At 65.9% G+C, this 18,752-nt stretch carries 16 protein-coding genes; 10 read left to right on the forward strand and 6 right to left on the reverse strand.

Annotation, left to right across the window (positions count from 1 at the left end; genetic code table 11):
* A complete protein-coding gene (locus ACQR1F_RS06285; RefSeq protein WP_434912685.1) occupies window positions 1–1,872 on the forward strand; it encodes an ABC-F family ATP-binding cassette domain-containing protein in 1,872 nt (623 codons plus the stop codon).
* Between the two features lie 120 nt (window positions 1,873–1,992).
* Here ACQR1F_RS06285 and ACQR1F_RS06290 read toward each other — a convergent pair whose 3' ends face one another.
* Window positions 1,993–2,391: an avidin/streptavidin family protein gene (locus ACQR1F_RS06290; protein WP_315800284.1), complete on the reverse strand. Its 399-nt coding sequence runs from the start codon at window positions 2,389–2,391 to the stop codon at window positions 1,993–1,995.
* Between the two features lie 156 nt (window positions 2,392–2,547).
* Here ACQR1F_RS06290 and ACQR1F_RS06295 point away from each other — a divergent pair, with 156 nt between their 5' ends.
* Window positions 2,548–2,781: an acetyl-CoA carboxylase biotin carboxyl carrier protein subunit gene (locus ACQR1F_RS06295; RefSeq protein ID WP_315800285.1), complete on the forward strand. Its 234-nt coding sequence runs from the start codon at window positions 2,548–2,550 to the stop codon at window positions 2,779–2,781.
* Here ACQR1F_RS06295 and ACQR1F_RS06300 read toward each other — a convergent pair whose 3' ends face one another.
* From ACQR1F_RS06300 to ACQR1F_RS06315, 4 genes are all read right to left on the reverse strand, one after another.
* Complete coding sequence (locus ACQR1F_RS06300) at window positions 2,782–3,597, reverse strand: phytanoyl-CoA dioxygenase family protein (protein WP_434912686.1); 816 nt, start codon at window positions 3,595–3,597, stop codon at window positions 2,782–2,784.
* A 14-nt stretch (window positions 3,598–3,611) separates the two neighbouring features.
* Window positions 3,612–4,106: a hypothetical protein gene (locus ACQR1F_RS06305; RefSeq protein ID WP_315800445.1), complete on the reverse strand. Its 495-nt coding sequence runs from the start codon at window positions 4,104–4,106 to the stop codon at window positions 3,612–3,614.
* A 204-nt stretch (window positions 4,107–4,310) separates the two neighbouring features.
* Window positions 4,311–4,763 carry a DNA polymerase III subunit chi gene (locus tag ACQR1F_RS06310; protein ID WP_434848351.1) on the reverse strand — a complete coding sequence of 151 codons (453 nt, stop codon included), beginning with the start codon at window positions 4,761–4,763 and terminating at the stop codon, window positions 4,311–4,313.
* Between the two features lie 9 nt (window positions 4,764–4,772).
* Window positions 4,773–6,317, reverse strand: a complete 1,545-nt coding sequence (locus ACQR1F_RS06315) for a leucyl aminopeptidase (protein WP_434912687.1) — start codon at window positions 6,315–6,317, stop codon at window positions 4,773–4,775.
* Between the two features lie 339 nt (window positions 6,318–6,656).
* Between ACQR1F_RS06315 and lptF the strand changes: the two genes are divergently transcribed.
* The 8 genes from lptF (at window position 6,657) to ACQR1F_RS06355 (ending at window position 18,079) form a co-directional block, all read left to right on the forward strand.
* On the forward strand, window positions 6,657–7,826 hold the full coding sequence (gene lptF, locus ACQR1F_RS06320; RefSeq protein ID WP_315800289.1) for an LPS export ABC transporter permease LptF: 1,170 nt from the start codon (window positions 6,657–6,659) through the stop codon (window positions 7,824–7,826).
* On the forward strand, window positions 7,823–8,920 hold the full coding sequence (gene lptG, locus ACQR1F_RS06325; protein ID WP_316180909.1) for an LPS export ABC transporter permease LptG: 1,098 nt from the start codon (window positions 7,823–7,825) through the stop codon (window positions 8,918–8,920). Before lptF ends, lptG begins: the two co-directional genes overlap by 4 nt.
* Window positions 8,920–11,430, forward strand: coding sequence for an LPS-assembly protein LptD (locus ACQR1F_RS06330; protein WP_315800291.1), 2,511 nt, complete (start codon window positions 8,920–8,922; stop codon window positions 11,428–11,430). Before lptG ends, ACQR1F_RS06330 begins: the two co-directional genes overlap by 1 nt.
* Before the next feature lie 104 nt (window positions 11,431–11,534).
* On the forward strand, window positions 11,535–12,473 hold the full coding sequence (locus ACQR1F_RS06335) for a SurA N-terminal domain-containing protein (RefSeq protein ID WP_315800292.1): 939 nt from the start codon (window positions 11,535–11,537) through the stop codon (window positions 12,471–12,473).
* Window positions 12,473–13,474, forward strand: coding sequence for a 4-hydroxythreonine-4-phosphate dehydrogenase PdxA (gene pdxA, locus ACQR1F_RS06340; RefSeq protein ID WP_316236636.1), 1,002 nt, complete (start codon window positions 12,473–12,475; stop codon window positions 13,472–13,474). The genes ACQR1F_RS06335 and pdxA overlap by 1 nt, the downstream gene beginning before the upstream one ends.
* On the forward strand, window positions 13,471–14,331 hold the full coding sequence (rsmA, locus tag ACQR1F_RS06345) for a 16S rRNA (adenine(1518)-N(6)/adenine(1519)-N(6))-dimethyltransferase RsmA (protein ID WP_434912688.1): 861 nt from the start codon (window positions 13,471–13,473) through the stop codon (window positions 14,329–14,331). The genes pdxA and rsmA overlap by 4 nt, the downstream gene beginning before the upstream one ends.
* Before the next feature lie 27 nt (window positions 14,332–14,358).
* Window positions 14,359–15,417, forward strand: a complete 1,059-nt coding sequence (locus ACQR1F_RS06350; RefSeq protein ID WP_434912689.1) for an alcohol dehydrogenase — start codon at window positions 14,359–14,361, stop codon at window positions 15,415–15,417.
* A 331-nt stretch (window positions 15,418–15,748) separates the two neighbouring features.
* Entirely contained in the window at window positions 15,749–18,079 is a 2,331-nt protein-coding gene (locus tag ACQR1F_RS06355; RefSeq protein WP_434912690.1) for a hypothetical protein, read from the forward strand.
* 12 nt (window positions 18,080–18,091) lie between these two features.
* Here the strand turns inward: ACQR1F_RS06355 and gmk are convergent, their stop codons facing one another.
* Complete coding sequence (gmk, locus tag ACQR1F_RS06360) at window positions 18,092–18,751, reverse strand: guanylate kinase (protein WP_434912691.1); 660 nt, start codon at window positions 18,749–18,751, stop codon at window positions 18,092–18,094.
* Between the last annotated feature and the right edge of the window lies 1 nt (window position 18,752).

Consider the following 18,752-nt stretch of genomic DNA (forward strand, 5'->3'; position numbering starts at 1 on the left):
ATGCTTTCCATCACCGACATCTCCATCCGCCTCGCCGGACGGCTTCTCATCGACCAGAGCTCGGTGCAGATTCCGCCCGGCGCCCGCGTCGGACTGGTCGGCCGCAACGGCACCGGCAAGTCGACCCTGTTCAAGGCGATCCGCGGCGAACTGTCGCTGGAGACCGGCAGCATCAGCGTGCCACCGCGGTGGCGCATCGGCAGCCTGGCCCAGGAAGCCCCGAGCGGGCCCGAAAGCCTGATCGAGGTGGTTCTCCGGGCCGACCTCGAGCGGCACGCGCTGCTGCACGAGGCCGAGACGGCCCATGACGCCGACCGTATCGCCGAGATCCAGACCCGCCTCGTCGACATCGACGCGCATTCGGCGCCAGCGCGCGCGGCCGCGATTCTCAGCGGCCTCGGATTTTCCGCCACGGACCAGGCGCGGGCCTGCGCCGAATTCTCCGGCGGCTGGCGCATGCGGGTTGCGCTGGCGGCCACGCTGTTCGCCGCGCCCGACCTGCTCCTGCTGGACGAGCCGACCAACTATCTCGACCTCGAGGGCACGCTGTGGCTCGAGGATCACCTGGCGCACTATCCGCGCACGGTGATCGTGATCAGCCATGACCGCGATCTCCTGGAGACCTCCGTCGACCAGATCCTGCATCTCGACCGTTGCAAGCTGACGCTGTATCGCGGCAGCTACTCCTCCTACGAAGAACAGCGCGCCACGCGCGAGATGCTCGATGCCAAGGCGGTCAAGCGCCAGGAAGCGGAGCGTGCGCGGCTGCAGGCCTTTGTCGAGCGCTTCAAGGCCAAGGCCTCGAAGGCGCGCCAGGCGCAGTCCCGCGTCAAGATGCTGGAGCGGATGAAGCCGATCACCGCGCTCGTCACCCAGGACGTGCACGAGATCACGTTCCCCGCACCGGAGCGACTGCTGTCGCCGCCGATCATCGCGGTCGACAACGCTTCCGTCGGCTACGACCCCGCGCAACCGGTGCTCAACCGCGTCACCCTACGCATCGACAATGACGACCGCGTCGCATTGCTCGGCGCCAACGGCAATGGCAAGTCCACGCTGGTGAAGCTGATCGCCGGCCGGCTCACACCGTTCTCCGGCAAGGTCACGCGCGCCGACAAGCTGTCGATCGCCTACTTCGCCCAGCACCAGCTCGATGAGCTGGACGAGACCGGATCGCCGTATAGTCACGTGCGCAAGCTGATGGGCGATGCGCCGGAATCGAAAGTGCGCGCGCGCGCCGGCGCGATCGGGTTTTCCGGCAAGGCGGCAGACACGCTGGTAAAGAGCCTGTCGGGCGGCGAGAAGGCGCGGCTGCTGCTCGGGCTCGCGACCTTCTTCGGCCCCAACATGATCATCCTGGACGAGCCGACCAACCATCTCGACATCGACAGCCGCGCCGCGCTCGCCGAGGCGATCAACGACTTTCCCGGCGCCGTGATCATGGTGTCGCACGATCGCTATCTGATCGAGGCCTGCGCCGACCGCCTCTGGGTCGTCGCCGACCGCACCGTGAAGACCTATGATGGCGACCTCGACGACTACAGGCGCATGGTGCTGTCGTCACGCAGCGGTGCCGGCACGCGAGACACTGAACGTCCGCAGGGGACCGCCGAGAAGGCCGAGCGGCCGCGCGGCGACAACCGGCGGAGCGGGCTTAAGCAGAGGATCACCGCGGCCGAAGCCGAGATCGCCCGCATCACCGAGATCATCGCCAAGATCGACGGCGCGCTGGCGCTACCCGACATCTTCACGCGCGACCCGAAGCAGGCGGCGCAACTGTTGAAGGCGCGCGCCAATGCCGCCGACGCGCTGGCGCGCGCCGAGGAGCAATGGCTGGAGGCCAGCACGCTGTATGACGAGGCGGGGAGCTGAAGCGCCCCGAGCCTCGGATCGGGCATTCGGCGGAAAGTCGCAGACAACTCGGCTTTCGCGGAATGCCCTCGCGCTCAGCGGCTCGCGCGGATGAATGCGTGGTCGGCGCGAGCGGCCGGATCAGTTGGTCCGCTGAAACAGATCCGCACCCGGCAGGTTGCCGAGATCGCCGTTGGGCTGAATGTAGAAGAGATTCCAATTCGTCCGGAGTAGATTGCCGCCGACCTGGCCTCTCCACCGCGTGATCGAATTGCACTGAGCAAACGTCACGACCAGCATGACGGCGCTGCCGGCCGATCTGCCGGATACCGGATAGGGAATGCCCTGGCACGCAAATCCTGGCGCGTTGTTGGTGAATTGTCCTCGCACCTGTCCATCGGTGACTGACCAGATCTCGAGCACCGAGCCTCGTTGATTTGTCCATCTCGACGGCGCCGGCAGAACGTCGGCACGCGCAGCAATCGACGAAACTACGACAATCATCGCTGCAAAAAGATACTTGCTGAAGAACCACTTCATGGCGCGCCTCGCTATGCCCGGAGCTGGAGGTAGCAATGATGACTACATACATCCATAAGCTGGAAAGCGCCATTGTGGCAGGTTCAAAATTGCTCTACTTTCGGTAGACAACGTTGATGTTGAGGTTCGATTGAAGCGATTTCAGGAGGACGAAACATGAACAAGCAGCTCTACGCTCGACTTGACGGCCTGCTCTACGACGTCTGCGTCAAGGCGGGTCAGAAGGTGCAGACCGGTGAGGTCCTCTACGTCATCGAGGCGGCCAAATCACAGCTGTCGGTGAAAGCTCCCTATTCCGGGACAATCAGTCAGGTCCGGCGCGGTGCGGGCGAGACGTTGAGCGCGACCGATGTCGTCATGGAGTTGGATGCGGAGGACGCAGCGGCCTGATCAGTCGCTCAAGTCCGGGGTTCGCTGCAGACGGATCGGCGAGGACGCGCCGTTGTAGACCGTCGCTCGAGCCAGCACGCGCTCGGCCTCTACGGGCGGCCAGGATTTTTCGATCTTGGGTCGTTTCCTGTCGAAGGCGCATTGCAGCTCCTCCGGCAGGTCGGACCAGAAGGGCACGAAGGACAACACGATCAAGGCGCGGTCTTCGCTCGAATTGTTGGCATGGGATGCATGCAGAAGCCTGCCGTCGCGAACGATCAGATCCCCCCTCCGAACGGTCACATCGACTTCGTCGCGTCGTGTGGAAACCAGCACGTCGTCGACAGGCAGAATCCGATCGGGATGCGTCGGCCGGTCCTTGATCAAGGCATGGAGATCGTTCTTGCGCCGATGGCTGCCGGGAAGCACGCGCAAGCATCCGTTCGCAGCGCTCGTGTCGGTCAAGTAGTACATGAAGTAGAGAATTGGAGGCGTGGCGGCGTAGCTCGCAGCGCTCGACCAGCCCCACCAATCCTGGTGCCAGTGCAGCCTCGGACATCCGGCCGGCTTGGAGATCAGGAAGCCAGCAAAAAAGCGTGCATCCCGGTATCCGGCGCGCTCCAACAGTTCATACTGTGCATCGAACAGAATGATCGGCGCGAAATCGGCCGACGAGCCGACTGAGACAACGGATCCGAGATGAGGCTCCGCGATCGCCTCACGACCGGCTCGCGACTTGATTCGATCGCCGGCCTCGAGCAACGCGCGAGGAAGAAAACCACGGCGCACCGCATACCCGGCCTCCTCCAACTCGCGACGGAGGCCGGTGATTTGCATGGCCGCCTCCTCCGTCAGGTCGCCCGCTTCTTCGCCTTGGGCTTCGCCACCTTCGGCGCCGGTCCCGGATCGGGCGCCCGCTCGACCGAGGTCAGGCGGCCGGAGCTGAACGTGTAGACGCCGGCGCGCGCGCCGCGCAGCCAGGTCACGGTGGCCACGCGCTCGCCGCCATTGCTCGAGATGTTGACGTTGTCGGGTGCACCGATGCCGCGCACCACGTCGCATTCGGTATGACCGAGCGCAACGGTGCCGCCGACAGCCGGCGCGGCCGTGGCGGGATCATTCGCCAGCGCGTTCGCGCCCGCAGCACCGGCCGCAGGCGCCATGCCCGGGCATGCGCCTTCGGCGCTCACAAGATCCTCAGCGGAGACCGGCTTGTCCGGCGTCAGCGGCGGCGCGTCGATCGAGATGTTTTTGATGAACAGGCGCTGCGGCCGGTTGAACCACTCGGCGTCCTTGGACAGGAAATCGGGCGTGCTCGAGCATCCGGCGACGACCGGGGCAAGCACAAGGAACGCCAGAGCGCGCGTCAGCTGTTTGGTGTGGTCTCGCACGATGAACCTTGCTGAATTGCAACCTGTGGACACTCTAACGTGTTGTCCCAACATCACTTTGCGGCACGTTCGTGGCTTTGCCAACGCTCTGCCGGCAAATCGGCAGATTATCATTAATCACGCGGCGCTGCCATCATCGGCGCTTCACGGGCTTCCGTATCATTGTCGGCGCTGCCAGCGCCCCCGTTCATCCGCCTGCCAGTAGGTGACCTCGAATCCCCGCGATTTGCAATCGGTCCACGCCGATCTCGCAGCCGCGAGCGCGTCCGCATCATCGCCGTTGAACACGAGCACCATGCGCTCGTAGCTGTGCGAGTCCGCTGGCAGCGGCGCGTTATCCACCAGGAATCGTACGTTCGCGCGGTTGGGATTGCCTTCTTCCACCGCGAGCACGATCGGCTGGTCGGCCACATCGGCCACCCGCCAGGTGGCGTGCGGCAGAAACGAATCGTCGCGATAGGTCCACAGATGCGCATCGAGCGCATCCGCACGCTCTTCGGACGTCGACTGCACCACGACGCGCCAACCGCGCTCGAGCGACTTCTCGAGCAGCGGCGGCAGCACGCCTTCCAGGGTCATGTTCTGCAGATGGTAGAACAGGACTTCAGTCATCGCCCGACGTCACGCCTTGGCGCCGGATTTGGCTTCAGCCTTTTCAGCCTTGGAGTCGGATTTGGATTCGTAGGAATCCCACACCAGCCGATCGAGCAGCCGGACGCCGTAGCCCGATCCCCAGCTCTGGTTGATCTCCGATTTCGGCGCGCCCATCGCGGTGCCGGCGATATCGAGATGCGCCCACGGCGTGTCGTTGACGAAGCGCTGCAGGAATTGCGCGGCGGTGATCGAGCCGCCATGGCGTCCGCCGGTATTCTTCATGTCGGCGAACTGCGAATCGATCAGCTTGTCGTATTCGTGGCCGAGCGGCATCCGCCACACCTTCTCACCCGTCTCCTGCCCCGCCTTGAGCAGCTTGTCGGCGAGATCATCATTGTTGGTGAAGAGACCGGCATGCTCGGTGCCCAGCGCGACCATGATCGCGCCGGTCAGGGTCGCCAGGTCGATCATGAATTTCGGCTTGAACTTGGTCGCGACGTACCAGAGCACGTCCGCGAGCACGAGGCGGCCCTCCGCATCGGTGTTGATGATCTCGATGGTCTGACCCGACATCGAGGTCACGATGTCGCCCGGACGCTGGGCGTTGCCGTCCGGCATGTTCTCGACGAGGCCGATCGCGCCGATCACGTTGGCCTTGGCCTTGCGGGCGGCGAGCGCATGCATCAGGCCGACCACGCAGGCCGCGCCGCCCATGTCGCCCTTCATGTCCTCCATCGAGCCGGCCGGCTTGATCGAGATGCCGCCGGTGTCGAAGCACACGCCTTTGCCGATGAACGCGACCGGCTGCTCGCCGCGCTTGCCGCCATTGTAGTGCATCACGACGGTGCGGCTCGGCCGTGCCGAGCCCTGGCCGACGCCGAGCAGCGCGCCCATCCCGAGTTTCTTCATCGCGGGCACGTCGAGGATCTCGACGGTGACGCCGAGCTTGCGCAAGGCGGCAGCGCGCTTGGCGAACTCCTCCGGGTAGAGCACGTTCGGCGGCTCGTTGACGAGATCGCGCGCCAGTATCACCCCGTCGGTGACGTGGGACCGTGGCGCGAACGCCTTCTTGGCCGCCGCGACGTCGGCCACGGCGATCGAGACATTGGCGCTGACGGCGCCCTCCTCGTCCTTCTTCTTGGTCTTGTAGCGGTCGAACCGATAGGCCCGCAGCCGGATGCCGGCAGCCAGCGAGCTGACCTGATCCGGCAGCAGCGGTCCCGAAGGCAGCTCGGCGAGCACCGTCACCGCTTCAGTTCCGGCGTTCAGCTTTCCGGCTAAAGTCCCGCCGTATTTGAGGAAATCCTTGTCCTTGAGGTCCGAGCCCTTGCCGATGCCGACGACGATCAAGCGCTGAATCTTGATTCCCTCAGGAGCCAGCAGATCCAACACCGCACCATCCTTGCCCTTGAACCGGGCTGCCCCGGCCGCGCGCTTGATCAGGTCCGAGGCTCCCCCGAGCGCCTTCTCGGTCGCGACTCCAAGTCGCAGGGTGTCATCGCAGAACGCCACCACGATGCCACGCGGGGCGGTCGACAGCGGGACGAAGCCGACCTTGACGGCGTCGGACATCAAGCAATCCTCCAAATTTCGACGTGATGAGCCGCCACGTCCGACCGAAAACCTCAAGGGCCAGACCAGGATGGCGGCAGTTCGGAACCCAACTTGGCAGCAGTATGGCCTGCCCGGACCGGGGCTGCCAAGCGCCGCGTTGCGGACCGGTCACAATGATGAAATTTTAACCGTATTTTCGTGGCGCCATGCCACAGCCATTTTGTCGACGGATCAAAGGGATGGTAGAGATATTCACCGCCTTCGGAACGTGACGGCGACAGCAGCCTTGGGGGCCCGTTGCGAGGGTTGGCTGCGGCGCTCGTTCCGGAACAGATGACTGGGGATCGAGCGCAGACGATGGGGTCCATCGACAGGTATATCTTTCGCACGACGCTGGCGTCGTTCGCGTTGGTCCTGGTCAGCCTCACCGGCGTGATCTGGATTACGCAGGCGCTGCGCGGCATCGACCTGATGACCAGCCAGGGCCAGACGATCCTGACCTTCCTCGGCATCACCGGGCTCGTGATTCCCTCCCTGCTCGGCGTCATCGCGCCGATCGCGCTGATGATCGCGGTCTCGCACACGCTGAACAAGCTTGCGACCGATTCGGAGATCATCGTCATGAACGCGGCCGGCATGTCGCCGATCCGGCTGTTCGTGCCGTTCGCCTATGCCACCTGCGCGGTGGCCGTGCTGGTGACGCTGATCGCCGCCTTCTTCGCCCCCGACGGCCTGCGCCGGATCAAGCAGTGGGATGCCGAGATCACCGCCGACGTGCTCGCCAACATCCTGCAGCCCGGGCGGTTCGCGCAGCTCGACCAGAACCTCACCATCCGGATCCGCGAGCGCCAGCCGGGCGGCGAGTTGTCCGGAATCCTGATCGACGACCGCCGCGACCCCAAGGAGCGAATCACGATCATCGCCGAGAAGGGCACCGTGGTGAAGAATGCCGATGGGTCATTCCTGGTGCTCGAGGACGGCAATCTGGAACGCTTCGAGCTCGGCAAGCGCGAGCCGGCGATGGTCGCGTTCGCCCGCTACGCCTTCGACATGTCGAAGTTTTCGAACCAGGGCCGCGACGTCACGCTCGGCATTCGCGAGCGCTATCTGTGGGAGTTGATGGCGCCCGCCGAGAACGATCCGATCTACAAGCAGATCCCCGGACAGTTCCGCCAGGAATTGCACGACCGCTTCCTGGCGCCGATCTATCCGTTCGCCTTCGCGGCCCTCACCTTCGCATTCCTGGGCGCGCCGCGGACGACACGCCAGAGCCGCAACTTCTCGTTCGGCAGCGCCATTCTCGCCGTGTTCGGCGTGCGCATGGCGGGCTTCGCCTGCTCGGTCATGACCGTGAAGACGCCGATGGCGGCGCTGGTGCAGTACCTCATGCTGTTCGGCGTGCTCGGCCTCAGCATCTGGATCATCATCGGCGGCGTGGTGGTCGAGCCGCCGGCGCGGCTGATGGAAGCCATCAACCGCTCGAACGCGCGGATCGCACGGCTGTTCGGGAGGCCGGCCACCGCATGAGCATGGTCACCAACACGCTCGGGCGCTATTTCGCCGGCCGCTTCCTGGTCTCGGCGGTCGGCGTGTTCGCGAGCATCTTCATCCTGCTCGTGCTCGTCGACTACATCGAGATGGTGCGCAAGACGTCCGGACTTGCCTCCGCTTCGGCGCTGATGGTGGCGGAGACGTCGCTGTTCCGGGTGCCGCAGCTGCTCGAGAAGATGATGCCGTTCTGCGTCCTGATCGGCGCCATGACCTGCTACCTGGCGCTGTCGCGGCGGCTCGAGCTGGTGGTGGCGCGCGCAGCCGGGGTCTCCGCCTGGCAGTTCATCGCGCCGGCACTGGCAAGCGCCATCGTGCTCGGGCTGATGGCCACGACCCTCTACAATCCGATGTCGGCCAATCTGCGCGAGCTCTCCAAGCGGATGGAGGCCGAGCTGTTCGGCGCAGCGCCGGGCGGCGGCGTGCAGGATGCGGCCGGCTTCTGGCTCAACCAGATCAACCCCGACGGCTCGGTCATCATCAATGCCGCGCGCAGCGAGCAGCAGGGCGTCCGCCTGACCGGACTGACCCTGTTCCGTTTTGATACGGACAAGCACTTCAAGGAACGAATCGAAGCGCGCGAGGCGACCCTGGAAGAAGGCCGGTGGGTCTTCCGGTCCGTGCGCCGATTCTCCCTCGATGCCCCACCGGTCGACGAACCGACGTACATTCTTCCGACCAGCCTGACGCCGGCGCAGGTCCGAAACAGCTTCTCCACCCCCGAAACTGTGTCGTTTTGGCAACTGCCGACATACATCCGTTCGTCGGAGAGCTCAGGCTTCGCGACCGCGGGGTACCGACTGCAGTATCATAAGCTGATCGCGCAGCCGTTTTTGCTGGCTGCGATGGTCATGCTGGCTGCGTCCGTGTCGCTCAGGTTCTTCCGAATGGGTGGCGTACAGAAAATGGTTTTGAGTGGCGTGGGCGCCGGGTTTCTGCTCTACGTTCTGTCGAAAGTAACTGAAGATTTGAGCAAGGCTGAGTTGATGAATCCGATCGCTGCGGCGTGGCTGCCGGTGTTCGTCGGCGGCCTCACCGGTTTCATGGCTTTGCTCTACCAGGAGGACGGCTAGTGTCGTTCGTTGCCGTCCGTCAGACAGCGCTCGCCGCGCTTCGGCAGCATGCCGTTGCGCGCGCCGGTTGCGCGCGCGTGCGTCGCGCCGGGTCTGGCGTACTTGGATTCGTTCTGGCCTGCGGGCTCGGCCTGATGGTTGCTGCTGCGACCGCGGTCGTGGCGCCGACCCCTGCCGTCGCGCAGGGTTTCACCTACAATCCGCGCCCGCCCAAGGCGCCGCCGCCGCGCGTCGCCAACGACAACCAGATGCTGGTGCAGGCGACCGAGGTCGATTACGACTACAACAACTCGCGCGTGTCGGCGGTCGGCAACGTCCAGCTGTTCTACAACGGCACCTCGGTCGAGGCCGACCGGGTGATCTACGACCAGAAGACCAAGCGCCTGCATGCGGAAGGCAACATCCGCATGACCGACGCCGACGGCAAGATCACCTACGCCAACAGCCTCGATCTGTCGGACGACTATCGCGACGGCTTCGTCGATTCGCTGCGCGTCGAGACCGAGGACCAGACGCGGATGGCGGCGACCCGCGCCGACCGCTCCAAGGGCAATTACACCGTCTTCGAGAACGGCGTATACACCGCCTGCGCGCCGTGCAAGGACGATCCGAAGAAGCCGCCGCTGTGGCAGGTCAAGGGTGCGCGCATCATCCACGACCAGACCGAGAAGATGCTGTATTTCGAGAATGCCCAGCTCGAATTCTTCGGCGTTCCCCTGGCCTACATCCCCTATTTCTCGACGCCCGATCCGACGGTGAAGCGCAAGAGCGGCTTCCTGATGCCGGGCGTCACCCAGACCGGCGGCTACGGCTTCGGCGTCGACATCCCCTATTACTGGGCGATCGCGCCGGATTACGACGCGACGTTCACGCCGCGCATCACCTCCAAGCAGGGCGTGCTGCTGCAGACCGAGTTCCGCCAGCGCCTCAGCAATGGCGGCTATCAGGTGCGCCTGTACGGCATCGATCAGCTCGACCGCAAGGCCTTCGCCGGCCAGCCGGGCGACCGCCAGTTCCGCGGCGGCGTCGACACCAAGGGCCAGTTCGCGCTCAACGACAAATGGGTCTGGGGCTGGGACGGCATCCTGCTGTCCGACTACATGTTCCTGTCGGATTACCGGCTGGCGCAGTATCGCGATCCGTTCAACTCGTTCATGAGCCTCCCGACCGAGGCGATCTCGCAGCTTTACTTGACCGGCGTCGGCAGCCGCAGCTTCTTCGACGTCCGGGCGATCCACTATCTGAGCTTCTCGGGCAACCAGCAGACCGTGCCGGTGGTCTATCCGGTGCTGGATTACTCGAACGTGCTGAACTATCCCGTGTTCGGCGGCGAGTTCAGCTACAAGACCAACTTCGTCAATCTGAGCCGCCAGACGGCCGTGTTCGACCCGATCACGACCACGGCCAACACCGCCGGGCTGTGCACGACGGTGTCTGCCGATCCGCGGGCGCGCCTGCCCACCCAGTGCCTGCTGCGCGCCACGCCCGGCACCTACACCCGCCTGACCGCGCAGGCGGAGTGGCGGCGGTCGTTCACGGATCCCTACGGCCAGATCTGGACGCCGTTCGCGATCCTGCGCGCAGACGCGATCAACGCCAACGTCTCGAACCAGCCGGGCGTGGGCAACTTCCTGCAGACCGGGGACACCCAGGCGCTGCGCCTGATGCCGACGGTCGGCCTGGAATATCGCTATCCGTTCATCAACGTTCAGCCATGGGGCACGACGACGATCGAGCCGATCGCGCAAGTGATCATCCGGCCGAACGAGACCTATGCCGGCCGGCTGCCGAACGAGGACGCCCAGAGCATGGTGTTCGACGCCAGCAACCTGTTCAGCGTCGACAAGTTCTCCGGCTATGACCGCGTCGAGGGCGGCGGCCGCGCCAATGTCGGTGTCCAGGCCACCACGCAGTTCGACCGCGGCGGCACCATCAACGTGCTGTTCGGCCAGTCCTACCACCTGTTCGGGATGAACTCGTTCGCGGTGCAGGACGCCAACAACACCGCGATCGGTTCCGGCCTGGACAAGAACGCCTCGGACTACGTGGCGCGCGTCGACTATTCGCCGAACCGCACCTACACGTTCAGCATGCGCAGCCGGTTCGACCAGCAGACCCTGAACATCCAGCGCTTCGAGGCGGAAGCCAAGGCGAACTTCGATCGTTGGTCGGTGGCCCTGACCTACGGCAACTATGCCGCCGATCCGGCGCTCGGCTACCTCGACCGTCGCGAGGGCATCCTCGGTAGCGGCTCGGTCAAGGTGGCGCCGAACTGGGTCGTCACGGGTGCGGCGCGCTGGGATCTGGCAGCCAACAAGATCAACCAGTATGTGATCGGCGCCGGCTATGTGGACGATTGTTTCGTGCTGGCCGCCAACTATGTAACGTCGTATAATTATACGGCGGGCACCACTCCCCCCGTTCTGAGCCATGCCTATATGCTCCAGATCGGACTCCGGACGCTGGCCAATTCCTCGTCCACGGGAACCGGGGCTGGGGGCCTGCAGTAGCGCGCGCCAGTCTCCGACGGGCCGCTCCGTGGGGGTCGAAAGTCCCTCGTTGGGAGCCGTGGCGCCGCTTCCAGTTGGATCAATAGCGACAACGAAGCTTGGTCATGACGATCGCGTTCTCTCCTCGCCTTCGGGCCCTGGCCATCTGCACTCTTGCCGCACTCGTCTGCGGCATCGGAACGATGTCGGCTCGCGCCCAGAGCATCGTCGTCATGGTCAATGGCGATCCCATCACCGACTATGACATCGAGCAGCGCACCAAGCTGAACTTCCTGAGCACTCGCAAGCATCAGACTCGCCAGGAGATCATCAACGAGCTGATCGACGACAAGGTGAAGATCAAGGAAGGCAAGAAGTTTGGCGTCGAGCCGACCGCCTCCGACGTCGACCAGTCGTTTGCCGGCATGGGCTCTCGCATGCGGCTCAACCCGGAACAGTTGACCAAATCGCTGGAGAGCCAGGGTGTGCGGCCGGAGACGCTGAAGGCGCGCATCAAGGCCGAGATCGTCTGGAGCAGCCTGGTGCGCGGCCGCTACAAGGAACGCCTGATCGTCTCCGACAAGGACGTGGCCGCGGCTGTCGCCGCCGCGGGCGGCGATGGCGATCAGCAGGGCCAGGCGTTCGAGTACAAGATGCAGCCGATCGTGCTGATCGTGTCGAACTCCTCGAACCAGGGTCTGATGGAAGCGCGGCACAAGGAGGCCGAGGCCTTGCGCGCACGGGTGCAGACCTGCGCCGAAGCCAACAACATCTTCAAGACGACGGCGAATGCGGTCATCAAGGAGATCGTCGTCAAGACGTCCGCCGACATCCCGCCGAATCTGCGCAAGCTGCTCGATGACACGCCGATCGGCCACCTGACTCCGCCGGAAGCGACGCGGCAGGGCATCCAGATGGTGGCCCTCTGCTCGCGGACTCCGACCACGATCGACACGCCGAAGAAGCGGGAGATCAAGGAGCAGATGTACACCAAGAAATACGAGGCCACCTCCAAGGCCTATCTGCAGGAAGTCCGCAAGGCGGCGATGATCGAATATCGCTGATGACGAAGCCGCTCGCGCTGACCCTGGGGGAACCGGCAGGCATCGGACCCGACATCACCCTGCAGGCGTGGCTGCGCCGCACCGAGCTCGGACTCCCCGCCTTCTACGTGCGCGGCGATCCTGTCTTTCTCGCGCAGCGCGCCAGGCTGCTCGACCTTCCCGTCACCGTGGACGAAGTTCGTCCCGAACAGGCGGCACAGGCGTTTGGGACCGTGCTGCCCGTGGTCTCCACCGGACACGCCGTGACGGCCCTGCCGGGCCGTCCGGACACGACGAGTGCCGCGGCGGCCATCGGCTCGATCCGTGAGGCGGTGGCCGACGTGAGGGCCGGACGCGCCAGCGCCGTCGTGACCAACCCGATCGCCAAGGCCGTGCTCTACCGTGCCGGCTTCTCGCATCCCGGCCATACCGAATTTCTCGCCGAGCTCGCCGCCGATGGCGGCGCGGTCCCGCAGCCTGTCATGATGCTGTGGTCACCGATGCTCGCCGTCGTGCCGGTGACGATCCACGTCGCGCTGCGCGACGCGATCGAGCAGCTCACGAGCCCGCTGATCACCTCGACGACGCGCATCGTCGCGGCGAGCCTGCGCCGCTATTTCGGCGTGTCGCGGCCGCGCATTGCGATGTCGGGACTCAATCCGCATGCGGGCGAGGACGGTACGCTCGGCACCGAAGAGGACACGATCATCGCGCCCGCGATCGCAACCTTGCGCAATGCCGGCCTCGACGTGCAGGGACCGTTGCCCGCCGACACGATGTTTCATGACGCCGCGCGCAAGACCTACGACTGCGCCATCTGCATGTATCACGACCAGGCGCTGATCCCGATCAAGACACTGGCGTTTGACGACGGCGTCAACGTGACGCTCGGCCTGCCGTTCATCCGCACCTCGCCGGACCACGGCACGGCGTTCGGCATCGCCGGCAAGGGCAGCGCCAATCCGGCGAGCCTGATCGCGGCCCTGCGGCTCGCCGCGCGCATGGCCAGCCACGCGTCATGAGCGCCATCGACGACCTGCCGCCGCTGCGCGAGGTCATTCGTGATCATCAGCTGTCGGCGCGCAAGGCGCTCGGCCAGAACTTCCTGCTCGATCTCAATCTCACCGCCCGGATCGCGCGCGCCGCGGGTCCGCTCGAAGACGCCACCGTGGTGGAGATCGGCCCCGGCCCGGGCGGCCTGACGCGGGCGCTGCTCGCGCTCGGCGCACGCCACGTGATCGCGGTCGAGCACGACGAGCGCGCAATCCCGGCGCTGCAGGCGATCGCCGACCATTATCCCGGCCGCCTCGAAATCGTCTGCGGCGATGCGCGGACCTTCGACGTCGCGCCATATCTCGGCAGCACCAAAGCAAAGATCGTCGCCAACCTGCCCTACAACATCGCGACGCATCTCCTGATCGGCTGGCTCTCTACAGAGCCGTGGCCGCCCTGGTACGACATGATGGTGCTGATGTTTCAGCGCGAGGTCGCCGAGCGCATCGTCGCGCGCGAGAACGAGGACGCCTATGGGCGGCTCGGCGTGCTCGCCAACTGGCGCTGCGAGACCAAGATCCTGTTCGACATCTCGCCATCCGCCTTCGTGCCGCCGCCGAAGGTCACGTCGTCCGTGGTGCGGCTGGTGCCGCGCCCGTCGCCCGAACCCTGCGACCGCCGCGCGCTCGAGCAGGTCGCCGCCGCCGCCTTCGGCCAGCGCCGCAAGATGCTGCGGCAGAGCCTGAAGTCGCTGCCGGCGGATCCCGCGCGGCTCGCAGCCGCCGCAGGCGTCGATCCCACCCGCCGCGCCGAGACCATTCCGGTGTCGGGCTTTGTTGCCATGGCCCGCGAATTGACCAATAGTCGCGACGAGAACAAGTCGTAATCAACAAGCATTTCAGGGAGTTTCATCATGGCGTTGATGCGCCGTCAGTCGCTCGTCAAGTTCGACGCACCGCTGTGCGAAACCATCGTCGAGACGCCGAAGCCGCAAGGCCGGGAAGTTCTGGTTCGCATCGAGCGCTGCGGCCTGTGCCACTCCGACCTGCATATCCAGGACGGCTATGCCGATCTCGGCGGCGGCAAGCGCCTGGACACCACGCGCGGCATGACCCTGCCCTTCACGCTCGGCCATGAGATCGCCGGCGTCGTCGACGAGGTCGGCCCCAACGTGCCGAAGGAGCTGATCGGCGCCCGGCGCGCGGTGTTTCCGTGGATCGGCTGCGGCCAGTGCCGCGACTGCGCCAATGGCGACGAGAATTTGTGCGCCAAGCAGCGCTTCCTCGGCGTCTCGATCGACGGCGGCTTCGCCACCCACGTGCTGGTGCCGGATGCGAAGTATCTGCTGGAATACGATCCGCTGCCGGTCAACCAGGCCGCGACGCTGATGTGCTCCGGCGTAACGGCCTATGGCGCGCTCAAGCGCCTCGTGGATCGGCCGCGCCAGCGCAATCTGCTGCTGATCGGACTCGGGGGCGTCGGCATGATGGGCCTGTCGTTCGCGCAGGCCATGTTCAAGCAACCGATCTCGGTGGCCGACCTCTCGGCGGCCGCGCGCGAGACCGCGCTGAAGAATGGCGCTGCGACGGCCTACGATCCGGCCGAGCCGGATGTGATCAAGCGCATCCTCAAGGAGACCGAGGGCGGCTTCGACGAAATCGTCGATTTCGCCGGCAACGAGAAGTCGATGGCCTTTGCGGTCTCCGTCGCAGCGCGCGGCGGCAAGATCGTCGTGTCAGGACTGATGGGCGGCCAGTTCACCCTGCCGATGGTTCAATGGGTGTACAAGCGCATGACCATCGAGGGCTTCATGGTCGGCACTCTGGCCGAGGCGCACGAACTGATGGCGCTCGCGCGCGCCGGCAAGATCAAGCCGCCGCCGATGCGCGAGGAGCCGATGGCTGACGTACAGAAGTGGATCGATGCGCTGCGCGCCGGCCGTGTGGTCGGACGCGTGGTGCTGACGAACTGATCCCTCGCCCGTTGCAACATCGCACGCGGCGACGGTGCTGTACCGCCGCCGCTCGCCGCCACTGCGGCCAATCATTTGTCCACAAACGTAGAGGTTGTCGGCGCGACGCCTCTGACCCCTGAGGATGAAAAGCCAGGTCCATCGTCACCGATGTGACCGATTTGGCGCGATAGCGCGGCCAAAATCGCGGCGTGATGCGGAGCTTCTTGTGGGAAAAAAGCCGCACTCGGGCACGAAAGGATCGCGACAGAATTAATCCGGAATTGCGGCTCATTGCCACCCAACTTCTCTCCGAGAACGCGCCGTTGCGTAAGCGTATCCGGAGTCTTCAATGGCAAGCCGAACGGCAGGAGTTGCGTTTGCCATTGCAGCCGGAATCCTTGGCACCGTCGTGCTTGTGCTGCCGCGCGTCGTGTTGGCGGCGGAGGAATGTCTGACCGAGCCGACGGGAGAGAAGTCCGACGCGCAACGCTGGTACTATCGTTTCGATCGTGGCACCAATCGGCGTTGCTGGTATCTGAAAGACGCCAACGGCAACACCCGTGACGCCGCGGCACCGATACGGGCGACGCAGCAGCCGGCTCCGTGGGACTTCGCCCAGCCCGCTCCACCCAAACTGACGCCAAGACGCAGCGATGGCCCGGTCGCTCGCACCAGCGACGCCCTCGCAGAAGCGCCGCAGCCGCGGCTGCGTGCCGATCTCGCCGTGCGGGGCACCCCGAAGCCGCAGACTCTTGCCACACCGACGACGCTGACCGCATCCGACACCAGCCTGCCCCGCAGCCTCGATACCTCGCCCTGGCCCTCTGCCCCGCCACAACAGGCGGAGCCGATCGCTGCCGATGCGCCACCGCCGGCAATGGCCGACGACGGCAATGCGGAGCCGGACACGAATGCGGCGCCGGCTGCCGACGGGCCGATCATCGCACCGAAGCCAAGCAAGCCCGAAGCGCCCATCCACGTGCTCATGCTCGTGGTCATCGGCGCCCTCGCGATTTCAGGACTGCTGGCGAGCGCGCTCTATCGGCTCAGCCGGATGGGACGGCGGCAACGGCGCAACGGCAGCTGGCACGCGGACGCAGTCCGGATGCGCCGTAGTCGCATCAAACCACGGTCCAAGGCGCCGCAGGGCGGGATGCGTGCGGGCCGCGGCAGCATGCCGGCAGCACCCTCCCATTCAGGCGGCAGCCGCGGCTCTCAGCCGGCTTCGGCGCTCGACCTCGCGAGCGCGCGGCTGGCGGCTTCGCCGGACCAGGTCGAGCCCCGTCCGCAGCGGCCGGCGCCGTCTCCCCAGCAGCAGGATCACCCGGCCGTAGCCGCACGCCGACGCGACCGGGACGCGGCTGCGGCGATGCAACGATCGCAGTCCACCGACGCGGTATGGCAGGCGGTCGATGAGCTGGTCGATCGCGCAGCAGTACGCCGGGCCGAGCCTTCCGGGGCACAGACCGCTGCGACCAACGCGCAGCCAATGCCGGTTGCCGCAACTGCCCCATCGCCTGCTGCTCCGGCGCAGGCACAACTGACGGCTGCCCAGATGGCCGCGGCGCAGGCCGCTGCCGCCAAGACTGCAGCAGCCCAGGCGAGCGCTGCTGCTGCAGCCGCCTCGCCGCGCTCGCCGGCCTATGCGGCACCGACCGCACCCGCCGAGCCCTGGCCGGCGGCGCCGCGGGTTGAACCAGCGAATCCCACCCGCACCCAGGTGGCCGTACCAATGCCGCCACCCGCCCCGCCACCGACGCAGGCTGCCGCGACCGCTGCCCCACCCGCCCCTGTCGACGTCAGCGAAATCGTGTCGGCGCTGCGCAAGGCCCGCAGCAGCGATGCCACGGCCCCGTCTGCCGGGGCTCCGATCGACGCCGCCAAGGTGATTGCCGCGCTGCTGGTGTCGCGCGCGGCCAAGCGGCGTACCACGCAACCCGGCGAGGCTGGCGATGCTCCGGCTGCAGCGGCCCTCGCTGAGACGGCTCCGCCAGCGCAGGCGGACGCTGCACCGAGGACCACGCAGGCGTCGCAACATCTGACGAACCATCTGCGTGGCGGCCAGCCGGCCGCTCAGCCCGTTCTCGCGATGCCCGATCAGCCCGCCTCCCCGCGCGCGCCGTCAACGGCACCAGCCGATCCAGCGGCCGCACTGATCGAGACGCTTCGCGCGCATGCGGCACGACAACCGGCCTCTCAGCCTGACGATGACGTCGCCAGGGCCGGACCCACGATGATGTCGGAGGCCCCTGCCGCCGAAGACGATGAGCTCGACGATCCTGCGGCGGCGCTGATCAACCTTCTGCAGTCGCGCTTTTCATTGCCCGAAGACGAGCTGGAGGCAGAGCCGCAGCAGGAGGAGTTCTCCGACGAGGCTCAGCAGGACGTCGCGCACATGCATGAAGATCCCGCGGCCCGACTGATGAGTCTCCTGGAATCGCGGTCGTCGATCCCCGCCGCACCGCCGATCATCGACAGACCGCAGGCGCCGCAACAGCCACAGCGGCCACCGCAGCAGCGCCCCCTGTTCGTGCCGACCCAGTTCGAGGATCCGGCAACCCCGCCGCTCGACTTCATTCCGCGGCCTCCGGCGCTGCGGCCGCGACCGCGCAACATTCAGCAGGATGATGAGCTCGACGGCATCCAGGACATCCTGGCGCGCCTCGGCCGGCGGGCGTAGACGGAATGCGTTTCAGCTCTCGAGCTGGCGCTGCAGTTCGCGCACGAAGGTCGTCAATCCAGTCAGGCGCTCGCGCTTCAGGCGCTCGGCCTTGAGGATCGACTGCACCTCGGCGAACGCATCGTCCACGTTGCGGTTGATGACGATGTAGTCGTACTCCGCCCAGTGGCTCATCTCGTTGCTGGCGCGGCTCATGCGCCCGCGGATGACCTCATCAGAGTCCTGCGCGCGCGTGTGGAGACGCTTCTCCAGATCGGCGGCGGACGGCGGCAGGATGAACACGCTGACGACGTCCTGCCGCGCCTTCTCACGCAGTTGCTGCGTGCCCTGCCAGTCGATGTCGAACAGCACGTCCTGGCCCGCCGACAGCGCCGCTTCGACCGGCGCGCGCGGCGTGCCATAACGATGGTCGAACACGGTGGCCCATTCGAGCAGCTCGCTGCGCTTGGCCATGTCCTCGAAGCGCGCCCGGTCGACGAAGTGATAGTCGCGGCCGTCGACCTCACCTGGCCGCATCGAGCGCGTCGTCGCCGAGACCGACATCCGCAGGCCCGACATGCGCTCGATCAGCAGGCGCGACAGCGTCGTCTTGCCCGCCCCCGAAGGGGATGACAGCACGAACATCAGGCCGCGCCGCTCGACCCCATCGAAGCTTCCGTCGTGAGCCGCCATG

Source organism: Bradyrhizobium sp. HKCCYLS3013, assembly GCF_051167615.1.
Classification (GTDB): Bacteria; Pseudomonadota; Alphaproteobacteria; order Rhizobiales; family Xanthobacteraceae; genus Bradyrhizobium.